This window comes from Paenibacillus sp. FSL R10-2796 (assembly GCF_037965315.1).
GTDB lineage: Bacteria > Bacillota > Bacilli > Paenibacillales > Paenibacillaceae > Paenibacillus_AQ > Paenibacillus_AQ odorifer.
In genome coordinates, this window is the sequence record NZ_CP150178.1 from 2,495,087 (window position 1) to 2,517,598 (window position 22,512).

Genomic DNA, 22,512 nt, shown 5'->3' on the forward strand with positions numbered 1-22,512 from the left:
ATCATCATTTTATACCGGAAGCGGTGACAGGAATGCGTGAGCTTGAGTATCCAATGGAAGCGTTAACTTATTTAGTCGTTTTTCTCGGAGCATGTTTCGTAATGTTCTTCTGGCTGAAACGCCGTGGCAAACGCGGTAAGTAGAGATTAGGACGATTCTCTAACAATTATCGACATGGGGGTATTGCTGTGTATTATGTCAACCGCAATCAAATCGAAACCATTCTTGCTCAAATCCCTGATATTACCGCTGGTCTTCGGACTGTAGCAGCTTCCTGGGATGGTACAACATTAACTGGACTAATACAGGAACGCTGTCTCCATCTGGCAATAGAGGTTGTAACAGACGTTGGTAGCTGTCTCATTGACGGGTTTATTATGCGTGATGCTGGAAGTTATGAGGATATAATTTCTATTATTCATGAAGAGAAAGTGCTAGGTCAAAGTGAAATTTATGAGAGATTGATAGAATTAGTTGCTCTGCGTAAGCCACTCGTTCAGGATTATTATGCCTGGGAGAGAGGTGATCTGCATCCACTTACCCCCATTCTTTCGGAAGTACTTGAGCAGTTTGCCGTTGAGGTACGGAAATATTTGGACCAGGAGCTTGGAGCCAGCGTACCGCTATAATAGCATAGGATAGAATCACATAGAATAGGCGATAGCCGTGAAAGAGAGGGGTTCCTTTATGATGAAGATGGGGCAGGAAAACGGATCGACAAGACAAATGATTATGACGCTCCTGAAGACGAAAGGAACACTGACCATCGGCGCGCTGGCAGAAGAATTGGGAATTACAGAGATGGGTGTCCGTCGTCATGTGCTTCAGCTGGAGCAAGAAGGGCTTGCAAAGACAAAAGTGGTCCGGCAAGCGATGGGGCGGCCTTTACATATGTACTCATTAACGGAGAGAGCCGAAGAATATTTCCCAAAAAGTTATCACAACTTGGCTTTGGAGCTTCTGCGTGAATTGGATTACGGCAGTGGACTGGATGCTGTTAATACATTATTTGAAGGACGCCGCCGCCGAATGCTCGCTCAGTATGCTCCGATGATGGAACGGCGGAATTTGGAAGAACGCGTCGCCGAATTATCTTCCATCCAAAATGCCGGTGGATATATGGCAGAATGGAACCGCGAAGAGGATGGCTCATATGTCATAAAGGAGTACAATTGCCCGATTCGCCAAGTGGCTACCCAGTATCGTAAGGCTTGCCAATGTGAGCATAGTCTTTTCGAAGAACTGCTGGATGCTAAGGTAACACGTAATGAATGTATGGCAGAGGGCGGCCATTGCTGCCGCTACGCTATCGTACCCAAAAATGTTACAGACAAAACTTCTGAAAAGTTATAATAATTAGTCACAAGACAATCCCCTGCTGCTTATGATATAGCAGATATAGGCATTAGCCCGGTAGAGCGGGGAGCAATGAATTTAAAGGAGAGATGAAACGATGAAAAAGGACACCAAAGGCTTATTATGGGGCGCTTTAGTCGGCAGTGTGGTTGGATCGGTGACAGCATTGCTGTTCGCACCTAAACCAGGTAAAGAGCTGCGCAAGGATATTGCGGAAGGAACTGCCGCTGGTATTGAGAAGGTTCAAGAAATTGCTGTTCAAGCCGGAGACAAGAGCATTGAAATTTATGACAAAGCAAAAGATTCGATTGGGCATGTAGTGCATGAAGTTCGGGAATGGAGCAAATCATGTGCGAATGCTGTTGATGAAGAAGAAAAAATCACAGTAACTGTAAGCGGTATTGCTACAGAAGATGCTGTAGAAGCAGTTGACGCTGTAGAAGCTGTTGAAGAGGCTGCTGCCACTTTGGAAATGGAAACTGAGTGGGTTGAGGCCACTATAAGTGAAGATGTAAGCGAAGAAGTTAGCCTGGAAGAAGTCGTTCAAGATGACAAGGTTGATAAAGAAATTCTATAATGGGACCGTGGTTTAAATCCTCTGTTTCAGTGGTAAAAGAGTACTCATTCTCTTATAATAGAGCCGCTTTTTCGCATTGGGCGGAGGGTGGCTTTTTTAATTAGTTTGCACCCGCTTGTTAAATGATGGAAGAAGACTAGTCTTGAACTAAGAGGGCAAAAGGAGTAATATCTGCAATTGGGGCTGAAAGCCAGGTACATTTTGTTTTCACCTTACATAAGCTACACAAAACAAGTAGAAGGAAGCGGTGTGTTCGTGCAGCAAGCTATAGCAATATTAGACTCAGGTGTGGGAGGGTTAACAGTTGTCAAAGAAGTGATGAGGCAACTCCCGCGGGAGAAGATCATTTATTTCGGAGATACTGCCCGAGCTCCGTACGGACCCCGTTCGACCGAGGAAGTACAACTGTTTACTGAACAAATTGTAGATTATTTGATCCAGTTTAATCCTAAAATGATCGTTATCGCTTGTAATACCGCAACAGCTGCGGCACTCGATTATATCTCAGCCAAGGTCTCTATCCCTGTAATTGGGGTGATTCATCCCGGAGCCCGCGCAGCAATTAGCGCAACCAAAAGCGGACATGTCGGCGTGATCGGTACGGTAGGAACCATCAACAGCGGAGCTTATACTAACGCATTAAAGCAGTTGTCCCCTTTTGTTGAGGTTGTAAGTCAAGCCTGTCCAGCGCTTGTCCCACTTGTCGAGCAAGGCAAGTTCCGCTCAGAGAAAAGTTACGATATCGTAGAAGAGGCACTCGAAGGCATTAAAGACACTAACATCGATACTTTAATTTTAGGATGCACTCATTATCCATTTCTTGTAGAACCCATTGGTGAGACTATGGGATCAGGAGTCAAGCTGATCAGTTCTGCAGATGAGACCGCTCGTGAGATCAGCACAATTTTATATGACAAAGGCAAGCTGTCCATCGGCGATGAAAGTCCAATTCATCAGTTCTTCTGCAGCGGTGATGCTGAGATGTTTCAAAGCATCGCGCGAGACTGGCTTGGAGAACAAATTAGACGTACTCCAGTAGTGTGGCAAGTATCCACGTTATAAGCAGGAGCAATGTTGAATTGAATAGGGACAAACTCCATGGGAGTGTAAAAAGAAAAACAGACTGGGAAAGCACATTTCCCAGTCTGTTTTTTTGAAATATAAGCATTTATACGCTGCGGATCTGTAATATCCTTATTTTCATGAGAAATGGTTGCCATCTATAAAGGGCGATGACGTTGTTTTTTCTTGTGATTCATTTCTCCTTCATGCCGGGTAGTGGCGCTTGCATACAATAGAGTTAAGTGCTGTATGCCGCTGTTTTTGTATTGCTGTATCAGCAATTTAAGGCCGAGAGGATGAGACCTAATGCGACAATATATTGCAAACAGGGGAGATACCGTAAGCAGAATTGCCGCTCTACATGGATTAACTCCTGAGCATGTTATTCAAGGTAATCCATGGGTTGGGAGGCAGTCTTATTTATACCCAGGCCAGGTTTTATTTCTGCCATCTTCGCCGCGTAAAAGGTATGCTGTGCAGGAAGGGGACACTCCAGAACGCATAACCTCATTATTTAAAGTGAATTTAGAGGATTTGGAGAAGCTTAATCCTGGTGTGACCTCAGGGCGCTGCTGTACACCTGGAAAAATACTTGTCATTCCACCCCCGATTCCAGACCGCGTAGTGTTTCTGCGCGGGGAGTACGGTCCGGCTGATGTTGAGAGTGACATTGACAGCTTGCTTGTCCAATACCCGTTTATACAAGCAGCCACAATAGGCACGAGCGTACTCGGCAAGCCACTCCATGTACTCAAGATAGGGAACGGCACTCGTCATCTGCATGTTAACGCCGCTTTGCATGCCAATGAATGGCTGACTTCGCCATGCTTGATGTCCTTCATAGAGGAGTATGCGGCAGCTTATGCTGAAGGCTTGGAATGGAATGGACATAACCCTGAGGTTTGGTTCCAAAACTGGACATTATGGGTCGTGCCTATGGCTAATCCAGATGGTGTGGAGCTGGTTCAGGAAGGGGTTTTGCCTGACCATCCATTTTATGATGACCTCATGAGATGGAATGGTGGACGAAGCAGCTTCCGGCATTGGAAAGCTAACATCCGCGGTGTGGATCTTGGGGATCAATTTCCCGCTCATTGGGAAGAGGAGCGGGAACGTCGGGGAGTAAGGCAGCCCTCACATCGGGATTACAGCGGCCCTGAGCCGCTGAGTGAGCCTGAAGCAGCTGCTCTGGCAGCCCTGGCTGAGGAAGCGCCTGGCGAAGCTGCAGTGTCTCTGCATAGCCAAGGAGGAGAGATTTATTGGAACTACCGCGGGTATGAGCCTCCCGAGAGCCGTGAATTAGCCGCGCAGCTGGCAGTTGCGAGCAGTTACCGGGCAGTGGAGCTGACGGGAAGTGATGCCGGATATAAGGATTGGTTTATTCAGACCTTCCGCAAACCTGGATTTACTGTGGAGCTTGGGATTGGCAAAAATCCGCTGCCACTAGCAGATTTTGAAGATATGGCCCTGGAAACAGGACTTATATTAGCAACGCTCCTTTCCAATGTGAAATAATTATGAAACATTTGCAGTAAACTTGCGTAAAATAAACCATAGGGTATGGCCGCTGTCGTCACTACACGTTATCCGCGGCTGTATCCTTTTTACTTGGGAGGAGGGTCACCATGAAACTGAAAAAAATACTGTCACTAAAACAATGGTCCCATATCTTCAGTAGCTCCTGGCAATACATCCGCTCCCCTAAAGTAGCAATGGGGGACAAGCTGTTATTTACAATTCCAGTATTGCTCTATTGGGTCTTGCCGGACTTCATGCCATTTATTCCGATCGATGATATTGGAGTGACCATGCTGCTAATGGGCTGGTTCGTGTCACGAATGGGCCGGAAATATCCTACCCTTCAGCAGGGTGAAGGATAGCACCGCACATTTTCGACAAGAACTTCAGAGCTAATTAGCCAATATAGTTGCTTTTAGATGTCATTTACCTTTAAAATAAGTAATTGAGTATTTAATTTTCGGACTAGGAGATGGAATATAGATGAAGGTCAAAATTACCCGTAATGCGGCTAAAGTGATAAAGAAACAAATGGAGCTGGAAGGAAACAGTGAGTTGAAGCTGCGCGTAGCAATTACACATGCACACGGTGATCATGCTCACTACGGACTGGACTTGGACACGCCTAAAGAGAACGATGTTGTAGTATCGACAGATAAGGAAATCGATGTTATTCTTGATCCGAGCCAACCACTCCTTGATGGCGTGGTCGTTGATTATTTGTATCTTCCACAAGAAGGTTTTGTCATTACGAATCCCTCTAAAGGTAATCACGGCGATCACTAAACACTCGCCTGTAAATTTCGAACACAAAGAAGGGTTGCTCCATGGCTAACGAAATACAAGTGTGCGATGAATGTAATTTCATGAAGTTGAAAAGTATTATCCCAAAGCTGCAAAAAATGGCACCTGATGCCGAGATCAAGGTCGGCTGCAAGTCGTACTGCGGTCCATGTGGCAAACGGGCTTTTGTTTATGTGAATGGTCGTTATGTGAGTGCTCCAACGGAGGATGAAGTGTTGAAGAAAGCGGAAGCTTTTATCAAACAGCCCTCCGTTCAGAAATAATACTGAGTTCTTATCAACTAAGATAATAGGGTCGATCCCTCTTCATTCTCAGAATAAGTAAAAGTAAACAGAGCAGCGATTCTCCTGTTAATTTGGAGGATCGCTGCTCTGCGTTTTCTGGCCATTGACGGCTTACTTCAATCGTGCCCATCATCCCATCATTTCTCCGTCTCATCATCTCATCGTCCCACCATCTCACCGTCTCATCGAGCCCACCATCCTATCATTCCACCATCTCACAGGGGTTACGGACTCAGATGACGTTATTTGCCTGTTTTTAGCCTTTAAAGCACCAGTGACGCTATTCCTTAAAAAGAGGCTCATATCGGCGTTTTCTAGGCTAATAGCTGCTCTGGAGTCCGTTAGCATTCCAAATCTCGGATAATGCTGCGTTTAGGGTCAGCTGTGTCCGTTAGTGAGATACTTTACGTATTTAAGTCGGAAAACCAAACGTGCTTCCAACAACGATCAAGTGGTAAATGTCCAACATAGAGAGGATATCGCAGCAGCCGTTTTCGATAGTTTTTTTGGATAGTCTCTTCGTTTACCCGGATGTAAGCTTAAGGTGCAGATTGTGTGTTCTTGAGCTTCTTGATTCCATCATATTTCATGATATCGTCGGAGATCTGTAGGCGGAGCTTACTGGTCTCATACCCGATGCTGCACTCCCCTACGTCAACGGCTTCGCGGCTTTCGAGACTATAACAGGTTCCGCTGGCAAATTGCCCATTTTCGCTGGGGAGATAAGAAAGCTTTGCATCGGCATAGGCGCCGGATCGCAGCGTTACAAGACGCTCATGCCCGCTAAACAGATTATTGCCCATGAGATAATAAGGATCACGTGAGATCCCCAGCAAATGGAGCAAGGAAGGTGTAAGATCCAACTGACCAGCTGGAGCTGAATCAAGGACAGAGGCGTTAGAGCCTGGCAGATGAATGAGCAAGGGAACCTGATGCATTATTTGCTGCATATCGAGTGCGCTAAGGCTTTTGCCGAGAAATTGTTCGTAATAAGAGGTCTCCTGAATCGAATTATCATGATCTCCATAGAATGCAACAATGGTATTATCCCACAGCCCACGCTGCTTCATCTCTTTGACCATTTCCCCTAAAGCTTCATCCGTATAGTGAACAGCCTGCAAATAATCTCCGAAGATCGTGCCCTTGAACTCTCCAGTATCAAGCCCTTGTTTATCTGCAGGGAGAGAATAAGGATGATGGCTGGATAGTGTAGTCAAAAATGAATAAAAAGGCTGCTTTATCGTTTCTGAAGTGTCCATAATATCGAGGGATTGCCGCAAAAAGGATTTGTCACCCAGAGACCAGCCTAGAGGTTCGTCTATTGTATAGTCTTTTTTGTTATAAAAATGGTCATAACCCATCGCGTTATACATAATCTGCCGATTCCAGAAGCTGCCTTCGTACGCATGAAAAGCATTGGTACTGTAGCCCTTTGATTTCAAAATAGCAGGCAGCGTGTCAAACTGATGATCCGGGTAACGGACAAATACCGAGCCGGAGACCAGCGGGTACAGGGAAGCGTTGGACGTGAAATCCGCATCGGAAGTTCGTCCTTGTGAGGTCTGATGGTAGTAATTGCTGAAATAGGTGTTTTCTTTGATTAGAGCGTTCAGATTAGGCGTGATCTCCTGGCCGGATATTGAGCGTCCAACTACAAAGTTCATAAAAGCTTCAGCTTGAATAACAACGATGTTGCTTCCGCTGTATTTTCCAAAGCTGTCATTATTGGCATTTTGCTCAGTGTTTTGTTTATTGAACCAGAGCTGCATTGAGGTGGCTTCTTCTTGCGAAAGCTCGGGCTGCGGACCTAGATGATCTTTAGCATATAAGTAAATATCATAACCGTGAAAACCGATTAGTCCGGTTACGTTATACATCGCCAGACTCCACCAGTTGCCAGTGAATAGATCTTTAGCCCAGGTAGTAGCGTAGGTGTGTATAGGTCCAAAGGTTAGCACGCAACCTAGCGCCAGAGCAACGATGCCATTCACGCTTCTTTTTAGCATCCTGCTCAGGCGTGAAGAGCGGCGGGAATAACCGGTTTGAGAATAAGAGTGAGATTGCCCATAACGGCGAGGGGCGGCATTAGACAAGTATGTATGGGTTTTCCGGTGGTAGAACCCTATTCCGATTCCATAGGCAATAAGCAGAAGCCAGTCAGCGAACAAATAAAGATCGGAAGGACGCAGTAGGGCGAAGATACTTCCACCAAGCGCATCCATCTGTCCAGCCTGAAACAATACGGGTACCGTGATAAAATCCTGAAAATAACGATAGTAGACGATATCCGAATAAATAAGCAGTGTCAGAAGCAAGTTTATACTTAACAACGCTATCGTCTGTCCCCGGCGGGGAAGCCACAGGGTCCAAAAAGACAATAACATGACTGAACCTACAGCAATCCATTTGTCCTGCCGGTTCATATCTATATTGGGAGCATGCAGCCCACTATGCAGAAATAATAACTTGGCCAGCATGATGCCAAGAAAAAGGAGATAACCGATATATCGGGAGCGAATCACAGCAGCTATTGTACTTGTTACGGTTCTGTTGCTCCGAATTGATGGAAAGTCAGACATTATAAAACCTCCTAACACAGAAAATAAATAAAACCAGAATAAACAATGTTGTTGTCTTTTTTAGATGATAAACGTTTCTCGAAGAAATATATGAGCGTAAAGTTATAGGCGCTAAACTAAAACAGTCTTATACTCGGAGAAAAACGGACATCCTCCTCATACGAGGTAGATGTCCGTTCTGCATTCAAAACAATGGTGATCCTAATTATTTCGGATTTCTAGGTGGAAGTGGACCCAAGTATTGATAATATTGACACTCGATACGTCCGTTATACAGTTTGCGGCGTTTGTCTGCCTTACGACCGTAAAATTGTTCGAATTCCTTGTAAGGGCTGATCGCAAAAAATGACCATGTTGGCAGATATATCATCATTTCACCAAACTGGCGGGTCAGCTTTTCCACTTCTTTGTCATTACTGATCCGTTCCCCATATGGAGGGTTAGTAATGATACAACCATATTCTCCTTCAGGTCTTGCTTTGGCGGCAGCCATCACTTTGAAGGTAATTTCTCCGGACAGTCCAGCACTCTTGGCGGCAGCTTCAGCAATTTCAATCGCTTCTGGATCAATGTCCGTACCTGTTAATTGCAAAGGATAATCATCGCGCACCGCATCGAAAGCTTCTTCGCGCGCCTCTTCCCAAAGATGTTTGGGGATGACTGGCCAATGTTCAGATGGAAATGAGCGGCGTAGTCCTGGAGCAATATTCCAAGCGATCATGGCAGCTTCAATTAACAGTGTTCCCGAACCACAACATGGATCGAACAGGGGCCGATGGCCATTCCAGCGGCTAAGCTGGATTAGTGCAGCAGCCATTGTTTCCTTCAGTGGAGCCTCTGTTGCATGTCTGCGGTAACCCCGTTTGTGAAGCGCGGGTCCTGTGGTATCTAATGTGATCAAAGCGATGTCATTTAATAAAATCACTTCGATCACATATCGAGGACCGTTCTCCGGGAACCAGTCTGTATGATACGAAAGCTTCAGCTTCTCAACAATAGCTTTTTTGACAATCCCTTGGCAAGCGGGTACACTCGTTAGTTGTGATTTATGGGACCGTCCTTCAACCGGGAATTCTCCATTCTCTGGAATCCAATCTTCCCAAGGCAAGGCTTTAACCCCTTCGAATAACTCGTCAAAGGTTTTAGCAGGGAATTGGCCCATTTTAACCAATACGCGGTCAGATGTACGCAGCCACAAGTTACAGCGACAGATATCGATGTAATCACCGCTGAATAATACTCGTCCGTTCTCGACCTTGGTCTCATAACCCAGTTCGTTTAATTCGCGCGCTACCACAGCTTCTAAACCCATAGGGGCAGTAGCGATTAATTGTAATTTGCTCAAATACTCTCAACTCCGTTTAACTTGTAGATAAATACAAAAAGCCAGTACAATAAGAAGAGACGACATTGTCGTCCTTTAAAGCATCCATACAAGTATAGGGGAATGTGGGACACTTCACAATGCCCGGCATTCCATAAATCATAAAATGTTCCCCGTCATCCCTTACTATGAGCAAACGGGGGATCCTCAAAGGAGAATCTTTATGCTTACGCAAGAAGAATACAGTGAACAACTTTATACAGAGGACGAAATTCTGCTTCGAGTAAAAGAAGCAATCGTTCAAGCAGGCATGCCGCCGGTGTCTGTCGAGCCGGGGTACGGAAGACTGCTCACCATGCTAGTTAGACTGTCTCGCTCTAAGCGTATTTTGGAAATTGGCGCACTTGGCGGTTACAGCGGAATTTGCTTGTCCCGCGGTTTCTCTGAAAGTGGCACACTGACTTCGCTAGAGCTGAGAGCCGACTATGCCGAGCTTGCCCGCCGTAATTTAGAGCTGGCAGGCTTCGGGGATACTACGGAGTATAGAATAGGACCCGCAATGGACAGCCTGAAGGCACTGGAAGCAGAGGGCGCTAGGTTCGATTTCTTTTTCATTGACGCAGATAAGTTGAACTACACTAACTACTTGGAATATGCCATCAAGCTGGCCAATCCAGGAGCGATCATTGCGGGTGATAATATTTTTCTCCGTGGACGGACCTTAAATACAGATAGAAATGGTCCTGCCATCCTGGCTGTGCGCCACTTCAATGAGATGATCGCTACGGATGAACGTCTTATCAGTACATGTCTGCCTGCCTATGATGGACTGGCACTAGCGATGGTCAAATAGCTGATTAGCGAAATAACCGCGGTGTTGTTACTTTGTACAGCTTCAATCGAACCCAAATCGTATTAACCAGCAGCAAGCAGCCGGATATAATGAAAAGCCCCTCAATTCCGATGTAACCTGATAGAAAGCCGCCCAAGATAGCTCCCAGCATATTGCCTAGCGCCAATGTACTGCTGTTGAAGCCGAATGCGCGGCTTTCTTTTCCGTCAGGGGTATAGGAGCGGATAAGCGCATTAACGCTGGGCAACAGTCCGCCCATGAAGACTCCCATTAGGAAACGGACTATAATCAGCTGCCAGACACTAGTTACGAATGCCTGCGGAATTAGGAAGAGTGAAGCGCCAATTAACGCATAGGTCAGAATACGATGTGCGCCGACTTTGTCACTTAGCTTCCCAAGCAAGGGAGAAGCCAGCATATTGGAGATCCCTGTAACGGCACTGACCATCCCGGCCAAGAAAGCTATATTCTCAGCGGGTCCATTTAATTTTTCTACATAAAGTGGCAACAAGGCCATAGGACTAATCATTGCAAATTGCAGCAGAAAGGTTACACCGAATAGAGCTGGAAGCTGAGGGATTTTGATTAATTCCTTCAAGCCTGCGAGTACAGAAACCTGTGGCTCTTGTGCGGCTTCGGCGCGGTCGAATTTTTCTTTAACAAGAAATAATGCCAGCAGAGAGGCGATAAAGAGCAAGGCTCCAACGACATAAAAAATCGGCCGAAATCCGATTAAATCGGCAAGTAAGCCACCAATCAGTGGCCCTAGAATTGTCCCTGCTACAGATCCTGATTGCATCAATCCCATGGAGAAGCCCATACGTTCTTTGGGGGTAGTACCTGACACCAGTGCGATGGAGGCGGGATTGAAGCCAGAGATTGTACCGTTTAAGAGACGGAGCAGGAGCAGCTGTAAAGGGGATTGTGCGAAGCCCATTAATACCATGACAATAGCCATGCCAAAGCTGGAACGCAGCAACATGATTTTACGTCCATATTTGTCTGCAAGCTTGCCCCATAATGGCTGGAATATGAAAGAGGTTAAGAAGTTTGCGGCAAAAATAAGTCCCGCCCAGATTCCAATTTCATGTTCACCCTGGACACCAAGATCCTTCGCAAGGTACAAGGTCAGGAAGGGTGTAATCATTGTCATTCCAGCATTCACCAAAAATTGCCCGAACCAAAGCACTAAGAGGTTGACCTTCCAGGTCTCCCATTTCTTCATAGTGCTTTCACATCCTTTCAAAGAATTTCAGAGAATATATGATTCACGGAAAAAATGCCATTTTATCAGTATATCATTTTTTGCAGCTTCATGTGTGCAACACATGTCATAGTAATGTCATAGGATTGTCATTCCAAACTCTTCGTATTAGTTGTTACAAGCTTTTAAAAAGGGCATAATAGTAGATATGCCGATTAAAAAAATCTAATAAAATATAATGGAGATCTTATCATGACCTACAATGACACTTTTATCCGCGCCTGCAGAAAGCAGGACACGGAGCACGTTCCCGTATGGTACATGCGGCAGGCCGGCCGTTATGATCCCGAGTACCGTAAAATTAAGGAAAAGTATTCGTTGCTTGAAATCTGCAAGCAGCCTGAGCTGGCGGCAGAAGTAACCATGATGCCCGTTCGCAAGCTGGGTGTGGATGCGGCCATTTTGTATTCCGACATTATGAATCCAGTTGCTTCAATCGGAGTGAAATTCGATATCGTTAAGGATATCGGTCCAGTGATTGAGAATCCGATCCGTAGTGCAGCTGATGTGGAGAGACTAAAACCCATTGATGTGGAGGGTGATCTGAGCCACATTTTGGAAACGATTGCTATTCTGGATAAGGAACTGGACATTCCTTTGATCACTTTTGCAGGCGCGCCGTTTACAATTGCCAGCTATTTGATCGAAGGTAGACCTTCCAAAGGATATATCCGTACGAAAGAGCTAATGTACAGTGAACCCCGTGTCTGGGAAATGCTGATGGACAAGCTGGGCGATATGATTATCACTTACCTCCGAAGTCATGTGCGGAGTGGAGGCAAAGCCTTCCAATTGTTCGACAGTTGGGTTGGTGCGCTTGCTCCACGCGATTTTGAAACGTACGTGCTGCCGACGGTTTCTCGTATTTTTTCCGAATTATCTGATCTTGATGTACCTAAAATATACTTTCCTGGCGTAAGCTCTGGAGAATTGCTGCCAAGCCTTACGAAGCTTCAAGCAGACGTAATCGGGCTGGATTGGCGAGTTAGCTTGACTGAAGGCCGACGCAGAATAGGCAATAAATTTGCGATTCAAGGAAATCTTGATCCATATTTGCTTACAGCTCCGATGGACCTCTTGAAAGAACGCGCGAAAGCACTGATCGATGAAGGGGTGCTTGAGCCAGGTTATATCTTCAATCTGGGCCATGGATTATTCCCGGAGGCCTCATTAGACAAACTTAGAGAATTGACGGAGTATATTCACGCTTATTCTCAGGAAGTATTACAAGAAACGGCTAAGCAACGTTCGTAAAAATATAAGAATTTATATGTTCCACGCTATTAAATTGTAAAGGGGACGGAATCCGTGACAGTAAAAATAGGTGTTCTCGTCATGTCGTATGGCACTCCTAAGAGCCTAGTAGATGTTAAAGCTTATTACACGCATATTAGACGGGGGAATCCGCCAACAGCGGAGCAGCTTAAAGAGTTAACCGACCGTTATGAAGCAATCGTCGGGGGGGTATTCCCACTGCGGGAGAATACAGACCGGCAAGTAGAAGCTTTACAAGCAGCATTAAATGCGGATAAAGCGGGAGCAGATGTTGAATTTGTCTGCTATCAAGGCTTGAAGCATGCCAGTCCCTTTATTGAGGACGGCGTGGAGGCTATGGCGAAGGATGGCATTACTCAAGCAGTGGGTATTGTTTTGGCGCCACACTATTCCAGTATGAGTGTAGGGAGCTACATCAAGCGTGCGCAGGAAAAGGCTGATGCATGCAAGATTGACATGGGTTTTGTGGAGAGTTACCATATGCATCCTGAATTGATCGATGTGTTAAGCCAAAGAGTGTCGGCGAAGCTGGATCAATATATTGAAGCAGGTGCGACCCGTGATGAGATTCGCGTATTATTCAGCGCTCATAGTCTTCCAGAACGTATTCTGGCTATGGGTGATCCATATCGGGATCAGCTGCTGGAAACTTCGCAGGCAATTGCAGCTCAAGCAGGCGTAACCAACTGGCAGTTTACTTGGCAAAGTGCTGGCCGCACAGCTGAACCGTGGCTTGGTCCAGATATTCTGGACACGCTGCAACAGCTTAGTAAAGAACAGGTGGAATACGTATTGGTGGCCCCTATCGGATTCGTATCCGATCATTTAGAGGTACTGTACGATCTCGATATTGAGGCAACAGCCGTAGCTGCAGAGCTTGATATGCGTCTTATGCGGATTGACTCACTGAATAGTGATCCCGCATATATGTCTGTATTGAGCGATGTAATTCGTAAACGACTGGAGCAGATGAAGGCCGCTCAATCATGATTGGCCCCACAAGAAAAATTGTTATCATAGGCGGAGGGCTGAGCGGACTCAGCGCCGCCTTTTATATTCGTAAATTTTATAAAGAAGCGGGTATTAAGCCTGATATTGTCTTACTTGAGAAAGAGAAAAACCTCGGTGGAAAGATTGAAACCTTACATCGCGATGGTTTTGTGATTGAAAAGGGACCGGATTCATTTCTGGCGGAAAGGGCGGAGATGTGCGAGCTGGCTAAGGAATTGGAATTGGATCACGAGCTGGTATCCTCCAACCCTCTTGCTAAGAAGCGATATATCTTGCAGCGGGACAAGCTTAATCCTTTGCCAAACGGTCTTGTACTCGGTATCCCTACCGAACTGAAACCTTTTTTATCAAGTGGGTTAGTTTCGTTTGGGGGCAAAATACGTGCGATGATGGATTTTATTCTTCCTCCGCGGCGTAATGATGAAGACGAATCGCTTGGTGAGCTTATTGAGCGCCGTCTAGGGTCTGAAGTGCTGGAGAACTTAACCGAGCCACTCCTCTCTGGCATGTACGCCGGAGATATACAAAAAATTAGCCTGCATGCTACTTTTCCGCAATTTGGACAATTAGAACAACAGTATGGCAGCCTTATTCGTGGAATGCGCACAGGGCGAAAGAATAAAAAGGCACAGGAAGGTACTACACAGAGTACCTTCTTGACGTTCCGCAAAGGGCTGCAAAGTCTCGTGCATAGTCTGATTTATGAGCTGCATGATGTTGAACAACGGACGGAATCTAACGTAGTTTCTATTCAGGCTGTTGGGAGTCCTTCTATTTATGAGGTAGAGCTGGAGAATGGCGAACGGTTGCTTGCGGATGATGTATATATCACTACGCCTAATTTTTCGGCTGCTGACTTACTTCGTCCCCATATGGAGGTTACGGCGCTGGAAGCGGTGGATTATGTTTCAGTAGCGAATCTAGTCATGGCTTTTAACAAAAAGGATATTGTTAACGAATATGATGGATCAGGTTTTTTTGTGCCTCGTAAAGAAGGGCGAAATATTACTGCCTGCACATGGACATCTACGAAATGGCCGCATACGGCTCCTGATGATAAGGTGCTTTTGCGCTGTTATGTGGGTCGTTCTGGTGATGAACAGAATGTTCAGCTGCCTGATGAGGCTTTGACGGAGCTTGTGCTTAAAGATTTACGAGAGATCATGGGCATTACTGCGAAACCAATATTTACGGAAATCACCCGCTTAGAGCATTCCATGCCGCAGTATCCTATAGGACATCTTGATAATATTACCGAATTCCGCAAAGAATTAGCGGCTTCGCTTCCTGGTGTGTATGTCATTGGCGCCGGATTTAATGGCATAGCAATGCCGGATTGCATCAAGCAGTCCAAGCTTATTGCGGAAAGCGTTGCTAAACAGCTAATGAATGAAATGTGAGTACGATGACTAAATAAAACAGTGAAGCGAAGCATGAGGCGCTTCACTGTTTTTCTTTAGTTAGTAAAATTTTCTATTTCTATCGACTCTCTTATTTGTAGGGTGCTGTGATAGATATGCTATAATAAAAACAATTTGAGAGTAGAGGAGATCACAGAAACCATGTATCCGCCGCGATCGCGTTCTAGACAAAAGAACAAACATAAGAGCAAACGCAAGCGCAGAACGGCCTGGGCTTGGATCAATGCAGGTCTTCTTTTGATGATTACCGTGTTATTGACTTATAGCTTTACGAATGACCCTGACAAGAAAAGCGCCTCACCGCCTCCGGTAGCAGAAGCGACAGCTACGCCTATACCAGAGAGTAGTGATCAGCCTCAGACAGCACCTCCGGTGGTTGCAGTTGCAACGCCTGAAGCTACAGAGACGCCAAGCCCTTCTCCTACGGCAACTCCAGAGCCAACGCCTACACCGCAGGAGGAGCCCGAAGAGATCATTGAAACACAAGCTCCTGAAGCGACAGCGACCCCTGCGAAGGATGAGGACAGCTCGGAAGCAGCAAATAATGATGCAGTGTCTGGTCTGCCGTCAGATGATAACGCGTCTGGTAAGACGGTAACTTTGAATTTTGGTGGAGATGTTATATTTTCCGGGAAAGCTGGAGAACTGCTGGAGAAGAAAGGTTATGATTATTCGTATGCCGCATTGGAGGGTCTGTTCAAGAAAGATGATCTTACGATCTTGAATCTGGAAACTCCAGTGACCACAGGTGGCGTAAGTGCCACTAATAAGCAATTTGTATTCAAAGGATCACCACTCGCTCTGGATGCGCTTAAGTCAGCGGGTGTGGACGCAGTAAATATGGCGAATAATCACACGCTTGATCAAGGAGAGCAAGGCTTGCGGGATACCCTTAACCACCTTGCTGAAAGAGGAATTCCTTATGTGGGTGCGGGGCTTAACAGTAAAGAAGCATATTCGGCGCAATATTTTGAACGTAAGGGCATTAAGATCGCTTTGCTGGGATTCACCCGGGTGATTCCTGCGTCGGATTGGATGGCAGGGAAAAATAAGCCGGGACTTGCCTCCGTATATGATAGTGCAGAAGGACTGAAGGCTATTGCTGCAGCCAAAAAGAAAGCCGATTTGGTGGTCGTAGTGGTCCATTGGGGTAAAGAACGGGTAGAACAATATGATAAAACGCAACAGTCGCTGGGCCATAGCTTTATCGATGCAGGAGCCGATCTTGTCATTGGCGGCCATCCACATGTGTTGCAAGGCGTGGAGCCATACAAGGGCAAATGGATTGCCTACAGCACCGGGAATTTTATTTTTACGAGATCTACAGTGCCTGCCACTTGGGAAACTGCGGTTTTTCAGGCGGAATGTAGTGTAAAAGGTCAATGCTCCTTAAAGCTGAAGCCTATGAAAGCCGAGCTAGCACAGCCTGTGCCAATGAACGAAGTGGATGGAAAGCTTTTGTTAAAAAGAGTAGAAGCTCTATCCGCAGGACGGGTAAAGATCGGCAGCGACGGTAAAGTCACTCAAGTTACCAAATAGGGTTCCTGGGAGGTCCTTATGATGAACAATTTGTGTGTAGCCCATCGAGGGTTTTCCGGTAAAGCTCCAGAGAATACATTGGCAGCCATTCGGATGGCGATTGCCATGCCCTATGTGCACTGGATGGAAATTGATGTCCAGCTCTCCAAAGACGGCGTTCCTGTTGTCATTCATGATTATACGTTGGACCGGACGACCAATGGTCATGGCAAGGTAAAGAACATGGACTGGGAATATATCCGGCGTCTGGATGCGGGAAGCTGGAAAGGGCGTGTTTTTCAGGGCGAGCGGGTGCCTTCTTTGGAAGAGGTGCTGTCACTAGCCTCTGGAAGATTGCGTCTGAATATTGAACTGAAAACAGTGGGAGATATGTATCCTGGCATTGAGAAGACGGTGACGGATCTTATTTCTGCAAAAGGTATGCGGGACGACGTGATCTTGACCTCTTTTGATACTGGAGCATTAAAAAAAGTCAAGGAAATTGATCCCCGTTTTCGTACCGGATTGATCTTTGATTCCAGATTTGGCAATCCTGCACGCAGGCTGCATGAACTGGATTGCTCTTTACTTTCGATTAGCTTCTCGCGTCTGAATCCTAGACTGGCTAAGCTTTTGTCCGAGCGTGGGGTGGAAATTATGGCTTGGACTGTGAACAAAGCGAAAGAGATGCGTCGCTTAGCCGACATGCATTCTGATATAATGATCTGTACAAACCGCCCGGATATATGGGGCGACACCTTTCTGAAGGTATAAATAATCCAAATCGATGGGAAAGAGAGCTGACTGTTTATGTGCGCTGCTGTTAATAATCTATATTGTGTTGGACGCAACTACAAGCTACACGCGGAGGAATTGGGTAACAATGTGCCCGTGGAGCCGCTCATCTTCATGAAGCCCTCACATGCGGCTGTTTCCCTCGATAAAACAGTAATTAAGCTGCCAAAGGATGCGGGTCAGATTCATTATGAAGGTGAACTTGTACTGCGTATTGCACGTGATTATACACCAGGCATGAGCGTGGAGGATCTGGTAGATGTTATGGCACTGGGACTGGATTTCACGCTGCGTGATGTGCATAATGATCTGCAGAAGAAAGGTTTGCCGTGGACGCCAGCTAAAGGCTTTAAAAATGCCGCACCACTCACCCCTTACATAGCGTTTCCAGATAAGGAAGAGCTGGAGGGAACTGATTTTACAGTGGTGAAAAATGGGGTGGAAGTACAACGCGGCAATGTTAAAAACATGATTTTTTCACTTCAAAAAATTGTTGATTTTATCGCGGAGCGCTACGGGTTAGGGAAAGACGATGTGATATTTACAGGTACTCCGGCAGGCGTGGGTCCTACTGTAGCTGGCGACGCTTTCGAGCTGTACTGGGGCGACAAGCTGATGGGGACTTGCCTGATCGGTTAATAGATCTGTTGGAGATGAATCTATGCAGTGGGTTATTGGCGCTTTAGGCGCTTTGATTGTTGCGGGAGCGGCATATTGGAAGCAGTCTTTAAGTCTCTCTGGCATGATTGCCGCGGTAGTGATGGGCACTATTTATTTTGGTGCCGGAAATGCTTTTTGGTTTGGGATATTGCTGATCTTCTTCATCACTTCAAGCCTGCTGTCCAAACTTCATCATGATAATAAAGCAGAATTAGAGCTGACGTATGCTAAGACGGGCCGCCGCGATGCCGGGCAGGTCTTTGCTAACGGTGGACTTGGCATGGTTCTGGTTCTTCTGAATGCGATCTTCCCGCATGAGCTGTGGGGGTTCCTATTTATTGGTGTAATGGCTACAGTAACCTCGGATACATGGGCTACGGAGATCGGAACACTGAGCAAGAAACCGCCTCGTTCTGTCCTTACGGGTAAAGTTCTTCCTGCCGGAGCTTCGGGTGGTGTATCCAGCTTGGGTACGCTGGCGGCGGCAGCAGGAGGCGCACTCATCGGTGCGTCAGCTTGGCTGCTGCGTATGATATCCGGCATGCCGGATCACTCTTTCGTGCTGCTTACCCTAGCAGGACTTGCCGGAGGATTAGTCGGCGCCTTTGCCGACTCTATCCTTGGTGCAACCGTGCAGCAGATGAACCGCTGTACTGTATGCGGCCGCGAAGTGGAAGGCTCACAGCATTGTGGGGCTCCAGCTGTACACGCAAGAGGCTGGAAGTGGATGAGCAATGACGCAGTCAATGCCATCAGCTCTATCCTAGGAGGTGCGGCAGCCTTACTGCTGAGCATGATCATTTAGCATTTGAATTTAAGCTTTGAACGGCACAGTTTAGGGAGGGACCGATGAGTAGCACATCCAATCAAAAACATACTGCTATTCTGGATGCCGCATACGAGCTCTTCGGTTCAGGTGGATTTTACGAAACGAAGATGTCGGAAGTGGCGGAGCAAGCCGGGATAGCAAAGGGCACCGTTTATTTATACTTCAAGAGCAAGGAAGAATTATTCATGGCAGTGACTCGCCGCGATTGTGAGGGATTTCTCCTGCAATTACAGGAAAGGCTGAAGGCTAGTGATACTTTGGCCGGTAAACTGTCGATCATTGCTAAACATCACCTGAATTATTATTATGAACGCAAGCGGCATACGAAGCTCTTTTTCCGTGCCCCTAACAATAATCCTGAATTAGTGGCGTATATGACTCAATTTATGGAGCAGTACATGCAAGATGTGGTCAAGGTATTATTAGAAGGTGGAGCATCCGAGCCTGAGCTTATGGCACAGTCCTACATAGGGATGCTGGATCGTTTGAAGATGGATATTTTATTTGATCCGTCTTTTACGGAGGAGGACGCGTATAAACGCGCTGATTTCGCTGCTGGTCTTTTTATTAGAGGGGCCATGATCACCTGAATTTTGGATAGGATGATAGACCGGATAAATAGCATTGGTTAGATGCGGGCCGGTTTTATGAAAATATAAGGCAAGCGAGGAAATAGCATGAATATTATGACCGTGGAACATCTTTCCAAGAGTTATGGCGAGAAAGTACTCTTTAGCGACGCTTCATTTGGTATGGACGATCGGGATAAAATTGGCTTGATCGGTGTGAATGGAACGGGTAAATCAACCTTTTTACGGATTATTGCCGGTCTGGATACTCCGGATGGTGGACAAATTGCCATCGGGAATAATGTAAGAGTACAATATTTGGCGCAGAATCCTCCTTATGATCCTATGAATACAGTTTTGCAGCAAGTGTTCGCCGGGGATGATCCAGACCTTGCTACCATGCGTGAGTATATGGAGACTATGTCCCAGCTTGAACAGCAGCCTGGTAATGCTGAACTGGAGGGAAAACTAGTAAAGATTGGGCAGGCGATCGACGCTGCGGGAACATGGCATTTGGAGAGTGAAGCCAAAAGCGTGCTTACCAAGCTAGGCATCTTAAAGTTTGATGCGTTAATGGACACACTTTCTGGTGGACAACGTAAACGTGTGGCTCTGGCAGCTGCACTGATTACCCCCTCTGAACTGCTGATTCTTGATGAGCCTACCAACCATATTGATACGGATTCCGTGGCTTGGTTGGAGCAATATTTGCAGAAACGGCGCGGCGCTCTTTTGATGGTGACGCATGATCGTTACTTCCTGGAGCGTGTGGCTAGTGTCATGCTAGAGCTGGATGGTGGCCAGCTTTATCGTTATGAAGCTAACTATTCACGGTTTCTAGAGCTTAAAGCCGATCGAGAAGAACGAGAAGCCTCTGCCGAACAGAAGCGTAAGAATCTGTTGCGTACAGAGCTGGCTTGGATTCGTCGCGGTGCCAAAGCCCGTTCAACAAAACAGAAGGCAAGAATCGACCGCTTCGAGAAGCTGAAAGAGAGTACGGGAAGCAGCTCGAACGGTTCATTGGATATCTCTGTGGCTTCTACACGTTTAGGTCGCAAGATCATTGAAATTAATGACCTGTCGAAAGCGTTGGATGGTCGTCAGCTAATCAAAGATCTCAGCTATATCGCTGTACCCCAGGATAGAGTGGGCATCGTCGGCCCGAACGGCAGCGGCAAATCAACACTCTTAAATATGATTGCAGGTCAGCTGCAACCCGATAAAGGTGAAGTTCAGCTTGGCGCTACGGTTAAGCTTGGTTACTTTACACAAGAGCATCAGGATATGGATGACAGTATGCGTGCCATTGAATACGTGAAGGAAGAAGCAGAAGTGATACGGACAGCAGACGGCAGTGTGATTACGGCTGGTCAAATGCTGGAACGCTTCTTGTTCCCTCCTGCGATGCAATGGACACCGATCTCCAAGCTGTCCGGGGGCGAAAAAAGACGCTTGTATCTGCTTCGTGTATTGATGGGAGCGCCTAACGTATTGCTTTTGGATGAACCTACGAACGATTTGGATATCGGCACATTGGCTGTTTTGGAAGATTATCTGGATGAATTTCCGGGTGTCGTCTTTACCGTATCCCATGACCGCTATTTCTTGGACCGCACGATAGATAAGCTGATTGCTTTTGAAAATGGCGATATCCGGATTCACGTTGGCGATTATACGGAATATGAAGAATGGCTGGCCAAAAATGTACCGTCACGCAATGGAGAACCGAACAAAGAAGGAAGCTCAAAGCAAAAAGAGGCCGCGGACACTGCCAGCAACCCTGCAGCTTCAACGACTCCCAAAACAAAACTCAAATTCAGCTTCAAGGAACAGCGTGAATATGAGGGCATTGATGAGCAAATTGAGCTTGCAGAGCAACGTTTGACGGATATTAGTGTACAGATGGAGGCGGCTTTTGCTGACTCTGGAAGGCTGCAGGAGCTAGTAGAGGAGCAACGCCTAGCCGAAGCAGAGCTGGAGCGTCTTATGGAACGCTGGACCTATCTGAACGAGCTTGCGGAGAAAATCGCTGGTAAGGCTTAAACCCGTTGGATGGCTTTGAATGAAAATAGGGGAGGGCTCTGTGTGGAAGATAAACTTAAAGCTGCCGTAGCCCTACGCAACGCTGGTAAAGCGGAAGAAGCCAAAATGATGCTGTTTGAGCTATATGAGCAGAATGCTGGGGACGCTGAACTTCAATATCAATTGGCCTGGACGCATGATGTGCTGGGTTTGGAGCGGGCGGCAGTACCCTTTTATGAGAAAAGCTTGGCGTTAGGATTACCTTCTGAGCAGAGAGTTGGCGCTCTATTGGGACTGGGCAGCACCTACCGGACACTCGGAGAATACGAGAAGTCAAAAGGTCTTCTGATGCTGGCTGTTCAGGAGTACCCGGAGAATAAGGAATTTCCGGCGTTCCTAGCCATGACCTTGCACAATCTTGGAGAGCATAGTCAAGCGATGGAGCTGCTGCTTAAGCTGTTGGCAGAAACCTCTGCGGATGAAGGGATAAGAAGTTATAGTAAGGCCATTTCTTATTATTCAGATAAGCTGGAGCAAGTCTGGGATTGATGCTTGTTTTTAGATCACATTAATACTTACGAAGTACTATCCGGACACCACTGACCTTAAACGCAGCATTATTGCACATTTGGAATGTTAACGGACACCACAGTCGCTATTGACACTAAAAGCACCCAATACGTTCCTTTTTAGCATGAATAACGTCGCTTGGGTCCGAAACAATGCTCCAAAGGCTAATAATTTGCGAATAACGCCATCTGGGACCGTAAGCACCAGCCGTAAGTGATGAC

At 46.4% G+C, this 22,512-nt stretch carries 23 protein-coding genes; 19 read left to right on the forward strand and 4 right to left on the reverse strand.

Annotated elements, in window-relative coordinates; translation table 11 throughout:
- Positions 1-188 precede the first annotated feature (188 nt).
- From NST58_RS11055 to NST58_RS11090, 8 genes are all read left to right on the forward strand, one after another.
- Positions 189-629 (forward strand): HepT-like ribonuclease domain-containing protein, encoded by a 441-nt coding sequence (locus NST58_RS11055; RefSeq protein WP_076184344.1) that lies wholly within the window; start codon positions 189-191, stop codon positions 627-629.
- Between the two features lie 58 nt (positions 630-687).
- Positions 688-1,353 carry a metalloregulator ArsR/SmtB family transcription factor gene (locus tag NST58_RS11060; protein WP_076184345.1) on the forward strand — a complete coding sequence of 222 codons (666 nt, stop codon included), beginning with the start codon at positions 688-690 and terminating at the stop codon, positions 1,351-1,353.
- Between the two features lie 100 nt (positions 1,354-1,453).
- Entirely contained in the window at positions 1,454-1,933 is a 480-nt protein-coding gene (locus NST58_RS11065; protein ID WP_076125087.1) for a YtxH domain-containing protein, read from the forward strand.
- 255 nt (positions 1,934-2,188) lie between these two features.
- On the forward strand, positions 2,189-2,995 hold the full coding sequence (racE, locus tag NST58_RS11070; RefSeq protein ID WP_036689641.1) for a glutamate racemase: 807 nt from the start codon (positions 2,189-2,191) through the stop codon (positions 2,993-2,995).
- Positions 2,996-3,301: 306 nt separating this feature from the next.
- Positions 3,302-4,510, forward strand: a complete 1,209-nt coding sequence (locus NST58_RS11075) for a M14 family metallopeptidase (protein ID WP_339247751.1) — start codon at positions 3,302-3,304, stop codon at positions 4,508-4,510.
- A gap of 110 nt (positions 4,511-4,620) precedes the next feature.
- Positions 4,621-4,875, forward strand: coding sequence for a hypothetical protein (locus tag NST58_RS11080; protein ID WP_076125091.1), 255 nt, complete (start codon positions 4,621-4,623; stop codon positions 4,873-4,875).
- A gap of 121 nt (positions 4,876-4,996) precedes the next feature.
- Positions 4,997-5,299 carry a heme biosynthesis protein HemY gene (locus tag NST58_RS11085; protein ID WP_036689223.1) on the forward strand — a complete coding sequence of 101 codons (303 nt, stop codon included), beginning with the start codon at positions 4,997-4,999 and terminating at the stop codon, positions 5,297-5,299.
- 41 nt (positions 5,300-5,340) lie between these two features.
- Positions 5,341-5,580 (forward strand): DUF1450 domain-containing protein, encoded by a 240-nt coding sequence (locus NST58_RS11090; RefSeq protein WP_036689224.1) that lies wholly within the window; start codon positions 5,341-5,343, stop codon positions 5,578-5,580.
- Between the two features lie 13 nt (positions 5,581-5,593).
- On the opposite strand, the gene NST58_RS11095 is transcribed toward NST58_RS11090, so the two are convergent.
- The 3 genes from NST58_RS11095 to NST58_RS11105 all read right to left on the reverse strand — a co-directional run bounded on the left by NST58_RS11095 (position 5,594) and on the right by NST58_RS11105 (position 9,525).
- Positions 5,594-5,758, reverse strand: coding sequence for a hypothetical protein (locus NST58_RS11095; protein ID WP_175617317.1), 165 nt, complete (start codon positions 5,756-5,758; stop codon positions 5,594-5,596).
- A 382-nt stretch (positions 5,759-6,140) separates the two neighbouring features.
- A complete protein-coding gene (locus NST58_RS11100) occupies positions 6,141-8,180 on the reverse strand; it encodes an LTA synthase family protein (protein WP_076191321.1) in 2,040 nt (679 codons plus the stop codon).
- 205 nt (positions 8,181-8,385) lie between these two features.
- The gene (locus tag NST58_RS11105; protein WP_036689227.1) at positions 8,386-9,525 is read right to left on the reverse strand and encodes a class I SAM-dependent RNA methyltransferase; all 1,140 of its coding nucleotides are present in this window, start codon (positions 9,523-9,525) and stop codon (positions 8,386-8,388) included.
- A gap of 202 nt (positions 9,526-9,727) precedes the next feature.
- On the opposite strand from NST58_RS11105, the gene NST58_RS11110 reads away from it, so the two are divergent.
- Positions 9,728-10,357: an O-methyltransferase gene (locus NST58_RS11110; RefSeq protein WP_076191324.1), complete on the forward strand. Its 630-nt coding sequence runs from the start codon at positions 9,728-9,730 to the stop codon at positions 10,355-10,357.
- A gap of 4 nt (positions 10,358-10,361) precedes the next feature.
- Here NST58_RS11110 and NST58_RS11115 read toward each other — a convergent pair whose 3' ends face one another.
- The gene (locus tag NST58_RS11115; protein ID WP_038569803.1) at positions 10,362-11,582 is read right to left on the reverse strand and encodes an MFS transporter; all 1,221 of its coding nucleotides are present in this window, start codon (positions 11,580-11,582) and stop codon (positions 10,362-10,364) included.
- Positions 11,583-11,813: 231 nt separating this feature from the next.
- On the opposite strand from NST58_RS11115, the gene hemE reads away from it, so the two are divergent.
- The 10 genes from hemE (at position 11,814) to NST58_RS11165 (ending at position 22,270) form a co-directional block, all read left to right on the forward strand.
- Positions 11,814-12,875: a uroporphyrinogen decarboxylase gene (hemE, locus tag NST58_RS11120; protein ID WP_339247755.1), complete on the forward strand. Its 1,062-nt coding sequence runs from the start codon at positions 11,814-11,816 to the stop codon at positions 12,873-12,875.
- A 54-nt stretch (positions 12,876-12,929) separates the two neighbouring features.
- Positions 12,930-13,886, forward strand: a complete 957-nt coding sequence (gene hemH / locus NST58_RS11125; protein ID WP_339247758.1) for a ferrochelatase — start codon at positions 12,930-12,932, stop codon at positions 13,884-13,886.
- Entirely contained in the window at positions 13,883-15,307 is a 1,425-nt protein-coding gene (gene hemG, locus NST58_RS11130) for a protoporphyrinogen oxidase (RefSeq protein ID WP_339247759.1), read from the forward strand. Before hemH ends, hemG begins: the two co-directional genes overlap by 4 nt.
- Positions 15,308-15,469: 162 nt before the next feature.
- Positions 15,470-16,867: a CapA family protein gene (locus tag NST58_RS11135; protein WP_076125103.1), complete on the forward strand. Its 1,398-nt coding sequence runs from the start codon at positions 15,470-15,472 to the stop codon at positions 16,865-16,867.
- A gap of 18 nt (positions 16,868-16,885) precedes the next feature.
- Positions 16,886-17,620, forward strand: coding sequence for a glycerophosphodiester phosphodiesterase family protein (locus NST58_RS11140; protein WP_235219576.1), 735 nt, complete (start codon positions 16,886-16,888; stop codon positions 17,618-17,620).
- 36 nt (positions 17,621-17,656) lie between these two features.
- On the forward strand, positions 17,657-18,280 hold the full coding sequence (locus NST58_RS11145; protein ID WP_076301226.1) for a fumarylacetoacetate hydrolase family protein: 624 nt from the start codon (positions 17,657-17,659) through the stop codon (positions 18,278-18,280).
- Between the two features lie 22 nt (positions 18,281-18,302).
- Positions 18,303-19,106, forward strand: coding sequence for a DUF92 domain-containing protein (locus NST58_RS11150; protein ID WP_036689254.1), 804 nt, complete (start codon positions 18,303-18,305; stop codon positions 19,104-19,106).
- Positions 19,107-19,150: 44 nt separating this feature from the next.
- Complete coding sequence (locus NST58_RS11155; protein ID WP_036689257.1) at positions 19,151-19,720, forward strand: TetR/AcrR family transcriptional regulator; 570 nt, start codon at positions 19,151-19,153, stop codon at positions 19,718-19,720.
- A gap of 87 nt (positions 19,721-19,807) precedes the next feature.
- A complete protein-coding gene (locus NST58_RS11160) occupies positions 19,808-21,742 on the forward strand; it encodes an ABC-F family ATP-binding cassette domain-containing protein (protein WP_339247764.1) in 1,935 nt (644 codons plus the stop codon).
- 42 nt (positions 21,743-21,784) lie between these two features.
- Entirely contained in the window at positions 21,785-22,270 is a 486-nt protein-coding gene (locus NST58_RS11165; protein WP_339247766.1) for a tetratricopeptide repeat protein, read from the forward strand.
- Positions 22,271-22,512: the final 242 nt, after the last annotated feature.